This is a genomic window from Natribacillus halophilus, from assembly GCF_900100185.1.
GTDB classification, from domain to species: Bacteria; Bacillota; Bacilli; order Bacillales; family Marinococcaceae; genus Natribacillus; species Natribacillus halophilus.
The window spans coordinates 119,050-137,888 of record NZ_FNEN01000001.1 but is presented as its reverse complement, the minus strand read 5'-3'; the positions used below and the strand labels follow the sequence as shown (position 1 = coordinate 137,888).

The 18,839-nt window shown below is 49.6% G+C and carries 14 protein-coding genes; 11 read left to right on the top strand and 3 right to left on the bottom strand.

Going from position 1 to position 18,839, the window contains the following annotated elements; genetic code table 11:
* The first annotated feature begins 62 nt into the window (after positions 1-62).
* The 8 genes from dinG (at position 63) to BLS58_RS00565 (ending at position 12,382) form a co-directional block, all read left to right on the top strand.
* Positions 63-2,861: an ATP-dependent DNA helicase DinG gene (gene dinG, locus BLS58_RS00600; RefSeq protein WP_090395618.1), complete on the top strand. Its 2,799-nt coding sequence runs from the start codon at positions 63-65 to the stop codon at positions 2,859-2,861.
* Positions 2,858-4,159 carry an amidohydrolase gene (locus BLS58_RS00595; RefSeq protein ID WP_090395617.1) on the top strand — a complete coding sequence of 434 codons (1,302 nt, stop codon included), beginning with the start codon at positions 2,858-2,860 and terminating at the stop codon, positions 4,157-4,159. Before dinG ends, BLS58_RS00595 begins: the two co-directional genes overlap by 4 nt.
* Positions 4,160-4,300: 141 nt before the next feature.
* Positions 4,301-4,783, top strand: coding sequence for a hypothetical protein (locus BLS58_RS00590; RefSeq protein WP_090395616.1), 483 nt, complete (start codon positions 4,301-4,303; stop codon positions 4,781-4,783).
* A gap of 281 nt (positions 4,784-5,064) precedes the next feature.
* The gene (locus tag BLS58_RS00585; protein WP_090395615.1) at positions 5,065-6,267 is read left to right on the top strand and encodes a pyridoxal phosphate-dependent aminotransferase; all 1,203 of its coding nucleotides are present in this window, start codon (positions 5,065-5,067) and stop codon (positions 6,265-6,267) included.
* Between the two features lies 1 nt (position 6,268).
* The gene (asnS, locus tag BLS58_RS00580) at positions 6,269-7,558 is read left to right on the top strand and encodes an asparagine--tRNA ligase (protein WP_090395614.1); all 1,290 of its coding nucleotides are present in this window, start codon (positions 6,269-6,271) and stop codon (positions 7,556-7,558) included.
* 40 nt (positions 7,559-7,598) lie between these two features.
* Positions 7,599-8,303: a DnaD domain-containing protein gene (locus BLS58_RS00575; RefSeq protein WP_090395613.1), complete on the top strand. Its 705-nt coding sequence runs from the start codon at positions 7,599-7,601 to the stop codon at positions 8,301-8,303.
* A 22-nt stretch (positions 8,304-8,325) separates the two neighbouring features.
* Complete coding sequence (gene nth / locus BLS58_RS00570; protein ID WP_090395612.1) at positions 8,326-8,988, top strand: endonuclease III; 663 nt, start codon at positions 8,326-8,328, stop codon at positions 8,986-8,988.
* Between the two features lie 31 nt (positions 8,989-9,019).
* Positions 9,020-12,382: a dynamin family protein gene (locus BLS58_RS00565; protein WP_090395611.1), complete on the top strand. Its 3,363-nt coding sequence runs from the start codon at positions 9,020-9,022 to the stop codon at positions 12,380-12,382.
* A 41-nt stretch (positions 12,383-12,423) separates the two neighbouring features.
* Here the strand turns inward: BLS58_RS00565 and BLS58_RS00560 are convergent, their stop codons facing one another.
* Positions 12,424-15,084 (bottom strand): transglycosylase domain-containing protein, encoded by a 2,661-nt coding sequence (locus tag BLS58_RS00560; protein WP_176764525.1) that lies wholly within the window; start codon positions 15,082-15,084, stop codon positions 12,424-12,426.
* Between the two features lie 68 nt (positions 15,085-15,152).
* Complete coding sequence (gene recU / locus BLS58_RS00555) at positions 15,153-15,740, bottom strand: Holliday junction resolvase RecU (RefSeq protein ID WP_090395609.1); 588 nt, start codon at positions 15,738-15,740, stop codon at positions 15,153-15,155.
* A gap of 142 nt (positions 15,741-15,882) precedes the next feature.
* Here recU and BLS58_RS00550 point away from each other — a divergent pair, with 142 nt between their 5' ends.
* The 3 genes from BLS58_RS00550 (at position 15,883) to BLS58_RS00540 (ending at position 17,125) form a co-directional block, all read left to right on the top strand.
* Positions 15,883-16,134, top strand: a complete 252-nt coding sequence (locus BLS58_RS00550; protein WP_090395608.1) for a DUF370 domain-containing protein — start codon at positions 15,883-15,885, stop codon at positions 16,132-16,134.
* 115 nt (positions 16,135-16,249) lie between these two features.
* Positions 16,250-16,738 (top strand): MerR family transcriptional regulator, encoded by a 489-nt coding sequence (locus BLS58_RS00545; RefSeq protein ID WP_090395607.1) that lies wholly within the window; start codon positions 16,250-16,252, stop codon positions 16,736-16,738.
* A gap of 30 nt (positions 16,739-16,768) precedes the next feature.
* On the top strand, positions 16,769-17,125 hold the full coding sequence (locus tag BLS58_RS00540) for a DUF1798 family protein (protein WP_176764524.1): 357 nt from the start codon (positions 16,769-16,771) through the stop codon (positions 17,123-17,125).
* 32 nt (positions 17,126-17,157) lie between these two features.
* Here the strand turns inward: BLS58_RS00540 and BLS58_RS00535 are convergent, their stop codons facing one another.
* A complete protein-coding gene (locus BLS58_RS00535; protein WP_090395605.1) occupies positions 17,158-18,828 on the bottom strand; it encodes an ABC1 kinase family protein in 1,671 nt (556 codons plus the stop codon).
* Between the last annotated feature and the right edge of the window lie 11 nt (positions 18,829-18,839).

Here is an 18,839-nt window from a genome sequence, read left to right as displayed (position 1 = left end):
TTGAGGCGGATTATGCTAAAATGAAAAGGTCAGAGTGAACAGACCAAAAAGAAGTGATCAGCATGAACCGATTCGTCGTTGTCGATGTGGAAACGACCGGAAATCGTCCGCGCCACCATGATCGTGTCATAGAGATCGGGGTGGCGATCGTAGAGGATATGCAAGTCACAAAAACGCGTTCCTCTTTAGTGCAATACGAACAGGAAATTCCCGCATTTATTGCCCGCCTTACCGGGATCACGGAAAAAGAACTCAGCGAAGCTCCCACATTTGAGGACCTTGCTCCTGAGCTTTTGCACGATTTGGATGGCGCGTTTTTGGTGGCTCATAATATCGATTTTGATTTACAATTTTTAAACAATGAGTTTGACCGCGCGGGTTACGGGGCATTTCAAGGCCCTGTTTTGGATACAGTCGAAATGGCGCGGATGCTCCTTCCTACCCTCGCCGATTATCGTCTGCCATCGTTGGCCGAACATTTTAATATCTCCCACGCGCAGGCGCATCGCGCCGGCAGCGATGCCGAAGCTACCGCCCGCTTGATGATCCGCATGATGGAAAAGATCCAGGCATTACCTGCTATAACACTGGAACAACTCGAACCGTACACCGCTTATATGCGCGAGGGATTGCATTTTTATGTGTATGAAACGATGAAAGCGAAAAGGCAGCGCCATCAAAAAAACGATGACGATTATGATATTTATCGCGGACTTGCCCTGAAAAAACAAAAAGAGCAACCGCCGCCGCCAGCCCGGGAAGGTATCTCGCTGACCACGGAGGAATTTTTCGGTAGCGACGGGGCGTTGGCAAATGCCTCACCTTCTTTTGAAGAGCGCACCAGCCAGGTGGAAATGGCTCAGAAAGTCGGGGAGGTTTTTGCCGAGGAAAAATACCTTTTGGTAGAGGCGGCCACCGGTACCGGCAAAACCCTGGCTTATTTATTTCCGGCTGTAGCCAAGAGCCGGAAAACCCGGCGCCCGGTCGTGATTGCCACCGAGACGATTGCCTTGCAGCAACAAATTAAAGCGCGGGATGTTCCCTTGCTGGAAAAGGCACTCGACACGGTCATTGAAGCGACCGTCCTCAAAGGACGTCGTCATTATTTATGTTTGCACAAGTTCAAACATTTTATGGAAAAGCAATTACCTGCTTCCTACGATGAGCAATTAACGGCCGCCCAGATTCTCGTGTGGTTGACGGATACGGAAACCGGGGATGTAGAAGAGCTTAATCTCCCTAACGGCGGTTACAAGCTGTGGGAGGATTTAAAAAGCGATCCCGAATCCTGTACACAGGGGAATTGTTCGTTTTTCCCCCACTGTTTTTATCCTCGTGCGAAAGCAAACGCGCGAGGGGCGGACATGATTATTACGAATCACGCCCAGCTGTTCACCGATCATTTCCAGGACACCCGGATCCTTCCGGCCTATGACTATGTAATCGCCGATGAAGCCCATCATCTCGAAGAAGCCGCGGGACGTCACCTGGGCACGAGCAGTAGTTACCAACATTTCATGCGTTTGTACAATCGTTTTGGCGTTCAGGAAAGCGCAGGGTTATTTTCCAATCTTGAAGTGTTCATCGAAACGCATGCGGACGCGTTTTCGACGGAATGGTTGCGCGAGCGAAAAGGAGAGTTGCAGTCGTTACAACAGGAGTGGCAGCAGTTGTTTAACGCTTTGCAAACGGCCCTCGTTAAAAAATCAAACCAACGGAAAAGTTATATGTACCATCCTAAAGATATTCTCGACGACCTTATCCACGAGCAGTGGAAACGGGTTGAAATGGGTGGCAAGGAGTTGGTGCGCGCCTGGCGTAACTTTGTAGATGTCGCAAGAAAAGAAGGGTTCGGTACCCATGAGGAACCGTTATTGCAGAAAGTGAAAACCCTTTGTAACGACATGGAAGAGGCGCATAATGCTCTTGCGTCCCTTCTTGTCGAACAGGAAGACGCGCAGCAAGTGTATTGGGCCGAGAGTGATGCCGAGCAACGCCCCGATCGCCTGCGACTTTACCGGCGACCGCTGAATATACGGGAGCAGCTCGCTGACGATTTTTTCCCGACAGCCAAAAGCATTGTCTTCACTTCGGCCACGTTAACCGTCAAAGGCTCTTTTCACTATCTGCTGGAGCAACTGGGCCTCGGTGATGAAGAGACGGACTGTTTACAATTGGCGTCTCCTTTTCAACACGAGAAACAAGCGCAATTGCTCGTCCCGAAAGATTTCCCGGAAGTCCGTGCGGATGGCGAAGAGCGTTTTACAGAGGAAGCGACGCGTTTCATCGCTCAGCTGAGCCCGATTGTCAGCGGTCGCATCCTCGTCTTGTTTACGTCTTACCAAATGTTAAAAAATGCCTATCGAATGTTAAAACCGTACATGGACGCTCTGGATTACACCCTCCTGGCACAAGGGGTGAGCGGCGACAATCGCGCTAAACTCATGAAACAGTTTCGAAGCCTTGAACGTTCCATATTGCTGGGAACGAATACTTTCTGGGAAGGGGTCGATCTGCCCGGAGATGACGTTCGCGCGCTCGTTATCGTGCGCTTGCCCTTTACGCCACCGGATGACCCTGTCTATACAGCGAAAGCCGAAGAGATCGAAGCAAACGGCGGGAGCGCTTTTAGCCAATTGGCCTTACCCCAGGCAGTTCTTCGCTTTAAACAAGGATTCGGACGCCTCATTCGCACGAAAAATGACCGCGGGCTGATTTTCGTATTGGACAAGCGCTTGATCAAGGCGCGTTACGGAAAGGTGTTTTTGCGTTCTTTGCCGGAGGTGCCTACGTTTTATGCTGACGGCCACGAATTGCTCGCTCGAGCTGCAGACTTTTACGAGCGAGGTGAAGGCGAATGACTCAGCGATCTATCGTGGAAAATGTGACCGTCATGGACGCGACGCGCATTTTTTCCGACGCCGCTGTTAAGGTGAAGGGCAAAAAAATCGTTGCGGTTGCCAGGAGCGGGGAATTGGAGACAGATGGCTATGAGCGCATCGACGGACGAGGGAAAATCCTCATGCCCGGGCTTGTCAACACACATGGCCATACGCCCATGACATTGCTCAGGGGCATCAGTGACGATTTGCCGCTTGATCGTTGGTTGCGGGAAAAAATTTGGCCGGCAGAGGCGACATTGGATGAAGAGAGCGCTGCCGCCGGCACAGCTCTTGCCATCGTGGAGATGTTGCGCTCGGGTACGACTTGTTTTGCGGATATGTATCACCTCAACCGGGAAGGTGCTGCGCGTATCACGGAGGAGACGGGATTAAAGGCTTCACTCGCACGGGGGATGATCGTGCTGGGGTCGACGAAAACGGAGCAAAAAGAAAAACTAAACGCCGCAGTGGCCTATGCAAATGCGTGTGAAAACGCACCGAGCGGACGCCTGCGAGGTGCTATCTTTCCGCACGCGCCTTATACGTGTCCGCCGGATTTTTTACACGCAGCTAAAACCGCTGCAGATGACGCTTCACTTCCTTTGCATATTCATATTGCGGAAACGCGCCAGGAGGTAAGGAAACATGAAGCGACATACGGACAAACGCCCGTCACTCATCTACTGGAAGCGGGCATTCTAGCTGAGGGGTCGCTGGCTGTTCATGCCGTTCATGTGAATGAAACGGATATTACCGGGATGAAAGAAAAGGGCGTTCACGTCTCCCATAATCCGCAAAGCAACTTAAAACTGGGCTCGGGAATCGCCCCGCTTCCGCGCCTGTTAAACGAACACATTCCCGTTTCCCTTGGCACAGACAGTGCCGCCTCAAACAACACGCTCGATCTTTTCGATGAAATGCGGCAGGCGGCGATGATTCATAAAGGAACGGAACAAGCGGCTGAGGTGACGAGCGCGCAGTCGGTAGTGGAAATGGCGACCGTTAATGGTGCGCGAACGCTTGGTTTTCCCGGGACCGGCTTGATTGAGGAAGGATATGACGCTGATTTTATTTTAATCGATACAGGGAAGCCGCACTTAATTCCGCGTGTAAACGATTATGGCAGCCTTGTTTATGCGGCTTCGGGACAGGATGTCACAGATGTTTTTGTCGAAGGGCGTGCGTTGATGCGTCGCGGAGAACTCCTTACGATCGATGAGGAAAAAGTATGTCATGAAGCGATAAACGCTCAGAAAAAATGGAAGGCTGATCGGTAACAGCCTTCCATGTGCGGGCGTGTATTGATTATCTCCCTGGCAGAGAGTAATTTTATTATGTCCGCTTTAAGCTTTCGGTTTACGTAGAAAATCTCGGCAATCGAGACAGTGTGCCGGGAGTGGGGTATGAGGAGGAACGTTATGCGCAGTTGGCTCATTTTAGGCATTGTAATAGCGGTTATTGTGTTGGCCCTCGGTGGTTATGTTTTTTTCCAGGCGGTCGAAGCGCCGAAAGAAGACGAAGCAGAAGCGGTGGCCTCCCTTGTTTTGGCGGAAGACGATGTGGCGTCTATGGATGACTTTCAGTTATTCTTCGGCATGGAAACCATATATGTCGCCACCGTTACACACGATGACGGGGAGCAATATTATTGGCTTTACGACGATGATTATGAACGGATCGGAAACGCTGCCTTTGCCGATCTGGAAAACGAGGAAACCATCGTTGACGAGGTCCGTTCCGAGCAGGGGGATATCGCGATTCGTGACGTGCGTGTCGGGTACGAAGAGGACACCCTCGTTTATGAATTGGTTTACACAGACCCGGAAGACAATCTTTATTATGATTATTATACAGCCGCGGACGGTGAATCCCTGAAGCAATACCGTATAACGGCATCATAGCGGGCCGGGTGGCGCTGTGCGCCGCCCTTCATAGGAACGTGAGTCGCGGTGTGAGGCCGGAAAAAGTATTCCAATCGCGCCCGTTGGAGCGTGAGTCGTGGTGCGAGGCCAAAAAAAGTGTTCCAACCGGGCGCTTTTCTTACCTCCACCTCTCACTTCTCACCTCTAGTATAACCCTTGCAGTTCATCTTTTGATTGTCGTACACTTAAATGACAGGAAGTTGGCCAAATGGCGTTTCACTTACTCTCACTCCCACTCCCACTTCCAGAAAGGAGAACATATGCAACTGTCGAAACGAGTGCAAAACATTACCCCATCATCGACATTGGCCATTACCGCGAAGGCAAAAGCGTTAAAAGCGGCTGGCCATGATGTCATCGGTTTGGGCGCCGGGGAACCGGACTTTAATACCCCGGAGCACATCATTGAAGCGGCCACGCTTTCCATGAAAGAAGGAGAGACGAAATATACCCCCTCCGGCGGTTTGACGACGCTCAAGGATGCGATTATCGACAAGTTCAAACAAGATCAGCAGCTTACATACATTCAAGAGGAAATCATGGTCGCTTCAGGTGCGAAACACGCCTTGTACACCATTTTTCAGGCTCTTTTGGATGAAGGGGATGAAGTGATCGTCCCTGCCCCTTATTGGGTGAGTTATCCGGAACAGATCAAACTCGCGGGTGGTGAACCCATCTTTTTACAGGCGAAAGAAGCAGATGACTTTAAAATCAGTAAAGACGCATTATCAGCCGCTATAACCTCCAAAACGAAGGCCTTTATTGTTAATTCTCCGAGCAATCCCACGGGAGGTTTGTATACGAAAGAAGAACTGCAGGCGCTCGGAGAAGTGGCGACGGAACATGATGTCATGATCATCTCCGATGAAATATACGAAAAACTGATCTACGGTGATGTCGAGCATCATTCCATCGCGAGCCTTTCCGATGAGCTCAAAAAGCGTACGGTTATTGTGAACGGTGTATCGAAGGCTTATTCCATGACCGGCTGGCGTATAGGTTACGCAGCTGGTGATAAAGCGCTGATTAAAGCGATGACCGACCTGGCGAGTCATTCGACATCGAACCCGACAACGCCCGCGCAATACGGTGCCATCGCCGCTTATCAATCGGATCAGGCCATGGTTGAAGAGATGCGACAAGCCTTCGAATCACGTTTAGAGAAGGCGTATGAGCAACTCATTCAATTACCGGGTGTCAGTTGCGTCAAACCTAAAGGGGCCTTTTATTTGTTTCCGAACGTTAAAGAAGCTGCAGAGGCCGGCGGTTTTGCGACTGTGGACGAATGGGCCGGCGCTTTACTGGATGAGGAAAAAGTAGCGGTCGTCCCCGGTGCCGGGTTTGGCGCGCCGGATAATATCCGGCTGTCATACGCGACCTCCCTTTCGCTCCTGGAGGAAGCGCTGCAAAGGATCGGTCACTTTATCAAGCGGACGAGTGCTGCCAGGAAAGGAGTCCAGTGAGTTGCGGGCAACGATAAACACGATTGGACAGTATGAAGGACAAACGGTAACACTCGGCTGTTGGCTTGCGAATAAACGCTCGAGCGGAAAAATTGCTTTTTTGCAATTGCGGGATGGTACCGGCTATATCCAGGGGGTTGTCGCTAAAGATGAAATCGGGGAAAGCGATTTTCAACAGGCCAAGGATATGGGCCAGGAAAGCTCGTTGTATGTAACCGGTGAAGTGCGTGCCGATGATCGCGCTCCCTCCGGTTATGAACTTACCGTTCATGATGTGGAGATCATTCAGGATACACAGGACTATCCGATTACACCGAAAGAACATGGCACGGAGTTTCTCATGGATCATCGCCATCTCTGGATACGTTCCAGCCGCCAGCACGCGATTTTAAAGATCCGCGATGTGATTATCCAGGCCACGTATCGGTTTTTTAAGGAAAACGGGTTTACGAAGATTGATCCCCCGATTCTAACGGCCAATTCCGCAGAAGGGACGACGAATCTTTTTCATACGAAGTACTTTGATGAAGATGCCTTTTTATCCCAGTCCGGTCAATTGTATCTGGAAGCCGCCGCGCTCGCCTTTAAACGGGTGTTTTCCTTCGGGCCTACCTTTCGTGCGGAGAAGTCAAAGACCCGACGTCACTTGATCGAGTTTTGGATGATTGAACCGGAAATGGCCTTTTGTGATCATGAAGAAAGCCTGGACATTCAGGAGGCCTACGTCGTGGCGATCACGCAGGCGGTACTGGAAGAAGCGAAAGCGGAGTTGCAAACGCTCGGAAGGGACTTGGCCCCGCTGGAAAACATACAGGCGCCATTTCCGCGCATTCGTTATGATGAAGCGATCGAGCGCTTGCAAAAGAAAGGGTTTGACATCTCCTGGGGCGAGGATCTGGGCGCGCCTCATGAGACGGAAATCGCCAGCCAGTTCGAGAAACCGGTGTTTATCACCCATTACCCGCAAGCGATCAAGGCTTTTTACATGAAACCGGAACCGGGTAACCCGGATGTGGCCCTTTGCGCCGATCTGATTGCCCCGGAAGGATACGGAGAAATTATCGGCGGCAGTGAACGAATCGACGATTATGAATTACTGGCGGAGCGATTTAAGGAACATCAGTTATCGGAAGAAGCCTATCAATGGTATTTGGAGTTAAGACAATATGGCAGTGTTCCTCACTCAGGTTTTGGATTGGGTCTGGAACGCACGGTTGCCTGGCTGAGCGGTACGGAACACGTACGGGAGACGATTCCGTTTCCGCGGCTCTTAAACCGCTTATATCCATGACTGTCAGCAGTATTTGTTGGCAGAAGGAAGGAGAATACGCATGGAACGGGACGTGGTTATCCATCTATTGGAAAAAGGTTATGTATCGATTCCTGTCGTATTCCTTGACTATTACGATGCGTTTGGCCTTGATGAAAAAGATATGATGCTGTTGCTTCACCTCCATCGCTACATTCAGCAAGGCCATACTTTTCCGACCCCCGAACAACTGGCGCAAAAAATGACGCTCACCGTCAACAGTTGTCAACAGGCGATCGGCCGGTTGCTGAAGCGAGGTGTTCTCAGGCTTGAACAAAATGAAGATGATAACGGCATTATGTTTGAAACGTATAGTTTAAAGCCTTTTTATGAAAAGATCGTGACGCATCTCGAAGCTGAGTATGCACCGCAAGACGATACGAGGGACCAGGATGCCGGCGAACTTTACCGTTTATTCGAGAATGAATTCGGCCGTCCGCTATCGCCGATGGAGGGAGAGACCCTCGCCATGTGGGTGGATCAGGATAAATATACGTATACATTGATAAAAGCGGCTTTGCGGGAAGCCGTTATTTCCGGAAAATTGAACTTGCGCTATATTGATGCCATCCTGTTTGAATGGCAAAAAAATGGCATCAAAACGCCGGAAGAAGCCAATGCCTACAGTGAAAAATTCCGGCAAAAGCAAAAAAAGGGAAAAGACAAAGAGACCTCAAAACAGTCAGCCCCTCCGTATCCCAACTACAATTGGCTGGAGTCTGATTAGGAAAAAGGTGGCACGATGGGCCATGTTATCAAAACGAGATACCGTTAACGCGATCGAGACGATGGAAGAGATGTTTCCCGAAGCCAAATGCGAACTTTGGCACAGGAACGCTTTTGAATTGCTCGTGGCCGTTATTCTTTCTGCCCAAAGTACAGACGCTCTTATCAATAAAGTGACCCCGGGTTTATTCGAAAAATACATGGGGCCTGAAGATATTGTTGCCGTCGAACAGGAAGAGCTGGAACAGGATATACGCACGATCGGGCTTTTCAGAAGCAAAGCAAAAAATTTACAAAAAATGAGCCATTCCCTCATTACCCAATACGACGGGGAAGTACCTGCAGACCGCGATGAATTGATGACACTCGCCGGTGTCGGCCGTAAAACCGCAAATGTGGTCTCATCCGTCGCCTTCGATTTTCCGGCGATCGCGGTGGATACCCACGTAGAAAGAGTGTCAAAACGACTCGGCATTTGTCGCTGGAAGGATAGTGTCCTGGAAGTAGAGAAAACGCTCATGGACAAACTACCGGAGGAAAAATGGTCAAAGAGTCATCATCTGCTCATTTTTTTTGGTCGTTACCACTGTAAATCCCGAAATCCGCAGTGCCCGGAGTGCCCATTGTTGTCAAAATGCCGGGAAGGGCAAAAACGAATGAAAAATCGGGAGATGGACACAGGATGAGTTTGCTGGTTTGTAAAGGAAGGAGCAAGGCATGCCGATAGAAACTCTCAACCCCGTTAAGGAACTGAAACGACAGCTTCCTTTTGGCGAAGCAGAACGCGCAAGGCTGGAAAAGCTTGAGGCAAAGATCGCCCATGACTCTCCCTATTCGGTGATCGTAGGCGGGCATTTTTCCGCGGGAAAATCAACGCTCTTAAACGAGCTCTTAGGAGCTGAGCTGTTGCCTGCAAGCCCGATTCCGACCACGGCCAATATCATGACGGTCGTGAGCGGAGCGCCCGGCCTAACGGCATTTACGAATGATGGAGAAGAGCGTTCGTTCAGCGGCCATATTCCCTGGGACGAGTTACAAAGTTTTGCCCTTGACGGCAAGGGCATTCATGAGATTAAATTGTCCCTTCCCCTCCCGTTCCTCCCGGCCGGCGTCACTCTCGCGGATACGCCCGGGGTGGATTCAACGGATGAGACCCATGGAAAGTATACGGGAGCCGAACTGCTAACGACCGATGCGGTGATCTATGTCACCGATTACAATCACGTGCGTTCCGAAACGAACCTCCGTTTTTTAAGGCAAATGCAACGGGAAAACAAACCTGTCGTCCTCGTCGTGAACCAAATCGACAAACACGATGAGGAAGAATTGCCCTTTTCTATATTTGCCCATGGGCTGCGGGATATGCTGTATCGGTTTGGTATCGAGCCGGCTGGCCTTTATTTTACGTCTTGCCATAAGCTCGATCATCCTTACAACGAGCTCACGAACTGGATCAGCGATATGCGTTCCTGGCTTTATCATGGTGAAACTCTCCGGGACCATTCTGAGGCGAGGATGGTGCACAGCGCCGCAACCGCCTTACGGGAACGATTGTACATCGACCGTGAACAGGGAGAAAAAGCGCTGGAGGAAACGTTACATGCGCGCGGCTACAGCAAGGCCGATCATCAGCAGTTACTGCAAACCCGGGAACGCCTGCGGCGGTTGGATACTGAAAAATGGGAAGCAGAAGAAAACCTGCGAAATCGTTTACATGAATTTTTTAAACAGACGTATCTGTTTCCCCATGAGCTGACGGAGCTCGCAAAAACGTGGGTGGAATCCCTGAAACCGTCCTTTAAAATCGGGATGTTTACCTCCGCAAAGAAAAAAGAAAAAGAACAGGAAAGACGGGAAACAGCTCTCATTGAAGCATTGAAAAAACGCTGGGAGACGGAAGTCTGCTTATATTTACGGGAACAATTAAAAAAACAACCCCTGTCTGCAACGCTTAACCGGCAAGTACAAACAGCTATCCAGGAGATGCCGTTTCCCGCTGCGGAACCCGGCTGGCTGCGCTCGTTTATTACCGACGGGGAGAAAAATAACCAGTACATTTATCAATTGACGTCACAATGGAATCATGCCCTTCTCCAGTCTGTAAAGAAAACGATGGAGCCATTGCAGGCCGACATTCTCGCCGATTTCGAACAACAAACCGAACGTGAGCGTGCTGAACTTGCGGAAAGGGTCAACCATTTGTCGGAAATTGCCGATATTGAAGCTGACAACGAGTCAGCGCTGTACACTCTCGATGAGGAGATCGACCGGGTCAACGCCTATTTAGAGACAACCGGCGGGGACCGTCGTCTGGAAGAGATGATGGCTGACTGTATGACGCATTCACCCCGATTGGCCGGTGTAGAGATCGATATTGAGGTAAGTGAACGGGAGGAGTCAATGCCGACACAGCCGGAGATGCCTCCCCTGCCTGCACAGCCGGTGCTTGAGGCGTCGGATAGAATCGATCGGCAAGCATTGGAAGAGACGCTACGTGCCTACACAGATCAACCCTATGCCGAAACCAGGCGACAACAGTTGCTGGCGGCGATTGAAAAAAGAAAACATGATGCTTATACACTCGTCATGGCCGGTGCCTTCAGTTCCGGTAAATCAACGTTTATAAACGCGCTCATTGAGGCGGAGATCATGCCTGTCTCCCCACATCCGCTGACTGCTTCATTCACAATCGTCCGCGCTCCGGAAGGCCGCCATCGTCACGGGGATGTATCAATACGCTTAAAATCCGCGGCCGTGTTGGATGCGGAAATCCAGGCGGTGGCATATGAATGCGGATACGCTTTTGATCTCTCACGACTGAAAAGGGCAGAAGGCCTCTCGCTTATGAAAACCGATACGCTGAAGGAAAAGCAGCATCTCGAATATTTACGTGCCTTACAGACAGCTGTAAAGAAAGAGCAATATTCGTATGGAAAAACGTATGATATGACGCTCGAGCAGTGGCAAACCATTGCGGCCAAAGAAGACCATGCCTGTCTTATCGAAACGTCTACCGTCTATTTTCAATCGGAGATGACCGGTATGGGCTGGTCTTTTGTGGATACACCCGGCGTTCAATCGGTAAATGAACGCCACACGAGAATGGCGATGGAAAAGATAGCGCAAGCGGATGCCTTTATTTATTTAACGTATTATCACCACGCTTTTTCATACGCTGATCAGGCGTTTATCAGGCAAGTCACCAACGTCCGGGAACCGGAGTATATGGTCATCAATGCCGCCGATCTCGCGAAAGATGAACGGGAGGCAGCACATGTATCGAATTATGTGGATACACAGGTTAAACAAGCCGGTTGTAAGGAAACGCAAACGATGACGCTCTCAAGTAAACGGGCCCTGTCCTCAGACGGTGACCAGGGATTTTCAGATCTGCTTTATCTTTTGCAGAACGTCACCGTACCGTCACTGCAGGTGAAAACGTCCCGGGATATCGAGACACGCACGGAGCAGCTTATTGCCGAACTCACAACGGCAACGGATTCGCCGCCGGAACAGGAAAAAGAGAGCGTCACACAGATGGACACCCTCACAGTGGATGATTCAGACGTAGAAGTTTGGGAAGCCTATGCCGGGCGCAGAATGTTACTGGCGTTGGACGACGCTTTTACAGCGACCGTTCATGTGGGAGCTGTGAACGGCAAGGATAAAGCCGAACGGCACAAGCAGTTGAAAGACGCTTTGACGGAATTCCTGTATCAATGTGAAGAACAATGGCAAAAAGAGATGGATGCCTTTACCCGGCACATACGGGAATCGCTCCGGGAGCAAGCAGGAAGCGAGAGCTTTCATGACATGAATCCAGACGTCGCATTTAACTTGTCGCTATCATCTCTGGAACCGTTGGTGAAAATAAAGAAGTTGGATGCCTTCAAGGCAGAAGTATTTTCATTATTGGACGATCATGTACAAAAGAGGATTGCGGCCGCAGGCAACGAAATGCGAAAAATCAAGGAAGAGCGCCTCGAACTGATTCGCGAGAGAAAAGAAGCGCGTGCTGTACAGCCAGATATTGCGGTGATCAAAAAAGAAATCGAGGCGTTAAAAACCGCTGATAAATGAAAAAGCGGCGCATCACTTTAATAGTGGTGCGCCGCTTGTCGTTAATTGTTTTCGTCCTCATCATCGCCGTTGTCATCCTCATCCTCGTCCTCGTCCTCGTCCTCGTCCTCGTCCTCGTCGTCTTCTTCGTCGTCGTCTTCACCTTCATCTTCATCCTCGTCCTCTTCATCATCATCGCCATTATCTTCATCTTCATCTTCGTCGTCATTGCTGTCCTCATCGTCCTCGTCCTCATCTTCGTCTTCTTCCCGACCGTCCTCGTCCTCGTCTTCGTCGTCTTCCTCCTCTTCCTCCTCATCGTCTTCTTCGACCCCATCCGGGACCTCGACGCTCGTTTTTGCCGTGTCTACGCCACTTCCGTCGTAGATGGCTTCAACTTCAAACGTGTGATCACCCGGCTCCGGATCGGAAAGGGTATATGCTTGCTCCGAACTTTCGGCCACTTCACTCATGCCGTCTCCACTCCCGTGACTGACCGAGAACGTGACATCGTCCAGGCTTTCTTCAGAGAAATCCCAGTTCACCACAATTTGTTCATCATCTTCATCATAGCTGGCATCGAGACCTGAAATGGAAAGATCGTCTTCGTCCAGCTCGTATTCATCAGATACTTGCTGCGGTTCGTTGCCACAGACGAATAACTCTGTCGTGATTTCACTCCCGGGTGTAAATTCACTCGGTAGCTGTCCGCTGCCTTCTTCCATTTCACTTTCACAAACGGATTCAGGACGGGTGAAGTCCGCGGTTTCTTCCCCTTCATGGACGTCTGACATAATGATCCTGAAAATATCCTGGGCCATCTGTTGTTCTTCACCGGCAGCCAAATAACCGTCTCCGCGATTGCTGTGCCCGGTCCAGACAGCGGCGGTATAGTCGGAAGTGTAACCGTTAAACCAAACGTCGGGAACGGCCCCATCAGGGACATTTTGTCGTTCTTCCGCGGAGAAGTTCGATGTTCCGGTTTTACCCGCGAGCGGTAATCCTTCGACGTTGGCTCGCTGTCCGGTGCCCGACGAATCGCTCACCACACCTTTAAGCACATCCGAAATCATATAAGCCGTGTAGTCGTTCATCGCGCGTTCGGATTCAGGGGAGAATTCTATCTCGCGTCCGTCCCGGAACTCAATCTTGCGGACAGCGTGCGGTTCATTGTAGACGCCGTCATTGCCGAAGGCCGCATAAGCGCCGGCCATATCCAAACTGTTGACTTCTTCGCCGGTCCCTCCCAAAGCGTAAGATTCGAAAACTTCATCGAATTCGAGCCCAAGGCCCTCCGCGAATCCTTGCGCGTTGTCGGTGCCGACTTCCTGAATCGCCTTTACGGCCGGAATATTCAGGGAGCGCACGAGGGCTTCCCGCATCGTCACTTCTCCGCTGTAGCCTCCGCCGTAATTCGTAAGCTCGGCGGAATCATCATCGGTATATTCGTGAGGTTCATCAACGAGAGGTTCTCCCGTGGACCATTGCTGATAGTCTATGGCCGGACCGTAATCAAGGATAGGTTTAATCGTTGATCCGGGTTGGCCGCCGCCTCTTGCCGCGTGATTCCAGCCTCTTTGCTCATCGGTTTCCTGACGGTTTCCGACCATGGCGCGCAAGGCTCCGGTTTCGGTATCCAGCAAAGTAAAGCCAACCTGAAAGTCTTCATTATCCGGGTAGTGGGCAATGTAATCATCCGTTCGAATCACATCTTCCGCGTATTCCTGGGCATCCGCATCCAATGTGGTATAAATATCAAAGCCGGCTGCATACAAATCCGCGCTTTCAATGCCTTCGATATTTTCCACTTCATTCATGACTTGACTAACAAACGATTCATACATTCCCTCGTCTTCGGCAGGTGTGTAATCGAGTTGCTCTTCTATATCAACCGCCCGTGCTTCAGCGGCTTCATCACTCGTAATCAACTCTTGCTCTTCCATCAGGGAAATGACCAGGTTTCGTCGTTCTTCGGCGTTTTCAGGGTTATCGTGCGGGTTATAGTACGACGGGCGGCGCGGTATCGCCGCTAATACAGCGCCGTCGGCAATCGTAAGTTCGCTCAAGTCTTCTTTGTCGAAATAACGTATGGCCGCTTCCCCGACGCCCCAGGCGCTTTCATCAAAGTAATTAATGTTTAAATACATTTCCAGAATATCATCCTTGGAGTATTCCTGTTCCATGCGCAGGGCGAGCCACTGTTCCTGTACCTTTCTTTCAATCGTTGTATCCGCGGATAAAAAGGCTTGTTTGACGAGTTGCTGCGTAATCGTACTCGCACCTTCGGCGCCGAAACCATCGGTAATATTTGCAGCGATGGCACCGCCGATGCGACGGATATCAATACCCGAATGATCATAAAAACGGTAATCTTCAACAGCGATAAAGGCATTTTTCAGATCCTCGGGCATTTCGGAAACATCACGATAAGTGCGATTTTCCGTGCCTTGTAATTGCATGATCTCATTATCGTTCTGATCATAGATCGTCGACCCTTCAGCAAACACCAGCTCATCAGGATCAAGCGGCGGGGCATTTGAAATCATTGAAACCGCTGTCGCCGTCCCGGCAATGGCGGTGACCAGCAAGACGACAGCCACGCTCACCATCACCTTTTTAAACTTGGATCCTTTCTTGTTGCCGTTCTTTTTGGACGTTTGCTTTTTCTGGCGCGCAGCTTCTTCAGCGCGCCGTTTTTCCGTTCGTGATCGGTATTCAGCCATTAACGGCTCCCTCATTTCTCCTTAAGTAACTAGTCTTTAGACGTGATGTGAGGATTTTCGTTACAAAATTATCGAAAGAATAACCGTTCGACAGCCGGTAAAAAATCGATCGGTGGAAATGCACGGCTCTGAACGGGGATACTATTTTCGGAAATCACATCTTTTGGAAGGGATTTGCGCGTGCTCTCAGCCTTTAATTGCATAAAAACCGTGGCTTTCATAACGAAGATTTCACCTGAGGCAACGAACCGAAAAATCAAAAACGCGCACCCCTGTTGCCTGGCAACATCTGACAAATGTTGCAGTTGATGGTCATGAAAATTTTTAAAGGGAAAGGATTGTTTTTGTCTCGTTTCCTTGGCTTCAAAATCGAGATAATGCCCGTGGTAAACGCCGTTATAGTCGGTGGTGGACGCTTGCCGGAAGTAAGCTTCAGTAATTTTTGCCCGACTTCTTGCCGGATAATCCACGTTGACGATTTGAACGGGCGTCGGTTTCTTATGAATAAGGGCGATATTTTCCCTGCGGTAATAGGCAATGGATTCATTGATGTCATCTTCAAGACGCATGCCGCGGTTGCCACTACCTGTCGGTATCGGGGATCTCGGCTGTTCGTTTGTCGTATATAATTTACCGTCGGGGTAGCGAAAGCTCAACAGCAGTCCCCATCCTTTCTTTAATACTACTAATCAACTCTAAATAATATCATAAATAGAAGACTGAGAGAAGCACCCTTTCGCCTCATTCGGCAAAATGTTAGAATCTATATGTGAGTACTCTACAGAAATGAGGCATAGTATGAAGCCAAAGCCCTTGAATATCGGTTTTGGAAATATTGTACCATCCAATCGTATTGTTTCCATTGTTCAAGCCGATTCAGCGCCGACGAAAAGAATGATCCAGGAAGCGCGGGAGCGGCAAATGCTCGTCGACGCTACCAACGGTCGCAAAACGAGAAGCATCATACTCGTCGACAGTGATCATATCATTCTCTCTGCCATTCATCCTGACACCGTTGCCCAAAGATTGGATTCGAAAGATAAGGACTAATATTAACGAAAATATTTGGAACCTTTGCCGAATGAACACCTCTTTTGTCAGGCTTGCAGGTTTCTTTTAACAAAAAGAGAAACCTTTAGGACAAGCGATAAAAGGAGGCGTTTACATGGCTAGTTTAGTGAAAACGAGAAACGTCGCTGAGACTTTACAGGTGGCTCCGAAGACTGTTCAGACATGGGTGAGAAAGCATAATATCCCGGTGAAAACGAACGATCGCGGCCATTATTTATACGACAGGAATGCCATTGAACGATTGCGAACGGTAAAATCTACACAAATGCCGGATGACGCTGAGCAATATTATGAAACCCATAACCAGGTAACGAGAGCTGAAGCCGAAAATAGAATGGACGAAATCCTGCGCAGGCTCGATCATCTGGAAAAAACGATCGAGAAGAAGGCCGACGAGGTCGTCAGCTTTCAGCTTCTTAAACATCGGGAAGAACTCGATGATGTTCAACACTCACTCACAGAGGTACAAAGACACGTGGATGCTTTGCAGGCTGATACAGGCGAAGCAAAGCTCGCGGTGGAAGCGCCGAAGAAAGAGCGGGGAAAATTCGCCAGCATGTTTTTGGCAGACAAGAAAGCATAAAACATATTCACGTTGAATGAAGGGATGGTCATGGAACAAGACATTAGCGCGCTCAGTGAGCGATTAAGAAAGGATATGGAAAAAGCAAACCAATATCGCGAGGCGGTCGATCGTGGCGAGAAATTTTCTTTTCATGAAGAGATTGTTCCGTTCGTGGACGATGTTCAGGGACGCGCGGAAGTGTGGCGCTCGAATGTGCAAACGTTTCTTTCCGAGCATACCCTCGTCGTCCTGCATCCGAATCAGGTGGAACATACGTATGAAAATATGTACGTTTTAGCAACGGATTCGTTTCACCCTCATGTCCAGGAGCAACGCTATCAGGAACGTATGCAGGCGGTCGAATACATTTTGAATATCGTGCTCGAAGAAATCGACACACAGTAAGCGGGTCCCATTGAAAAGGGACCCGCTCCTTTTTAAAATCGACCGGAACGTAAAATCGAGTAGATCAGGAGCAAGAACATGAAAAAAGAAATGATGAAACTGATTTCAATGACGGGCAGTTGCACGAGAAAGGATGAGGAGTCGCCAAACGTCGCGCCTACGATTAAACCGACCATAATAATCGAAAAAGCGAGCAGGGTCAAACTGAAAGAAATCCGATTGCTGATTCGGTCAAGCTTATTCAGGAAAATATTGATCTTGGGCATTCGCACATTAAAAGAAAGCTCGTCGTCGTTGATTTTGTCCAGAGCCCCTCTTAAGGAGTGGGGCAAAACCAGCAGGGTGTCCCGTTGCCGTTTGGCCTCTTTGAGCCATTTTGTTGACCACGTTTTCGGATGCAGGCGTTCGCGGGCGAGTAACCGTCCGTAAGGTTCGGCAATTTCAACGATGCTCAAATCCGGGTCGAGCTGGGAAATGATGCTCTCAATGATAATGACTGCTTTGGCGAGCAGTGTGTATTCCTTGTAGATACGGATGTTAAACCGTTGCGAAGCGGAAAAAATATCGTTAATCGCTTCCCCGATCTGCACTTCTTCGAAAGGGCGCTGGTAATACTTATCCAGTAAAAATTCCACTTCTTCTTCGAATTCCTCGGCATCGACTGATTGGGGCACATCTGCCATGTTATAAACCATGCGGGCCACTTCTTCAGGTTCCCGTTTGGTCATCGCGATGACATAATTGATAAAATCATTTCGCATCGAGCGGTTTAAACGGCCGACTTGCCCGAAATCAAGCAAGCAAAGGCGATCTTCACCGGTAAGAAGCAAATTCCCGGGGTGAGGATCACTATGGAAAAAGCCGTCAATAAGCACCTGGTGCAAAAAAGCATCCGCGAGTTCGCGCGCGAATTTTGGGTGGTAACTTCCGTTCATGTCTTTCCATTCGGAGAATTTCTGGCCGTCAACGAATGACATGGTGATCATTTTTCGCGATGAATAGCGGGGGAAGACTTCGGGTATTTCAATGCGCGTGAATTTTTTCATATTCTCATGCATTTTTTCCGTATTCCGTAATTCCAACGTATAATCCGCTTCGTTACGGATCGCTTCCGCGAATTCATCGGCGACTTCTTCAAGGCGGTAATACTGGGCCCAATGAAAACGTTGACTCAATAAGCGGGTTAGGTCATGAAGGATATCCAGGTCTTTTTCGATCGTTTCCTTAATGTGGGGTCTCGCTATTTTTACCGCGACACTTGTACCATCGGGAAGTTCGGCCTGATGGACCTGGCCGATGGAAGCGGCTGCCAACGGTTCTTGCCGAAAGGTGGTGAACGCTTCGCTTATAGGAACCTGTAATTCCTGTTCGACGATCCCTTCAACCTGAGCATAGTCAAAAGGGGGAACATCGTCCTGTAATTTGACCATTTCGTCCACGATGTAATCGGGAAATAAATCCTTCCGTGTACTGATCATTTGCCCCAATTTAATAAACGTCGGGCCGAGTTCTTCCATCGCGTTGCGGATACGTTCACCGATCAAGCGGTAATTGGGGTCTTTAGGGTTTGTCGATAACCGTTTGGGCAAAGAGAGCACGTGAAAGAGACCGACTTCGTTTAGAATATAACCAAAGCCGTGCCTCGCCAGGACGGTGACAATCTTGCGATAACGATTGGCATGTTTTAATCCGGTAGAGAGCAATGGACATCTTC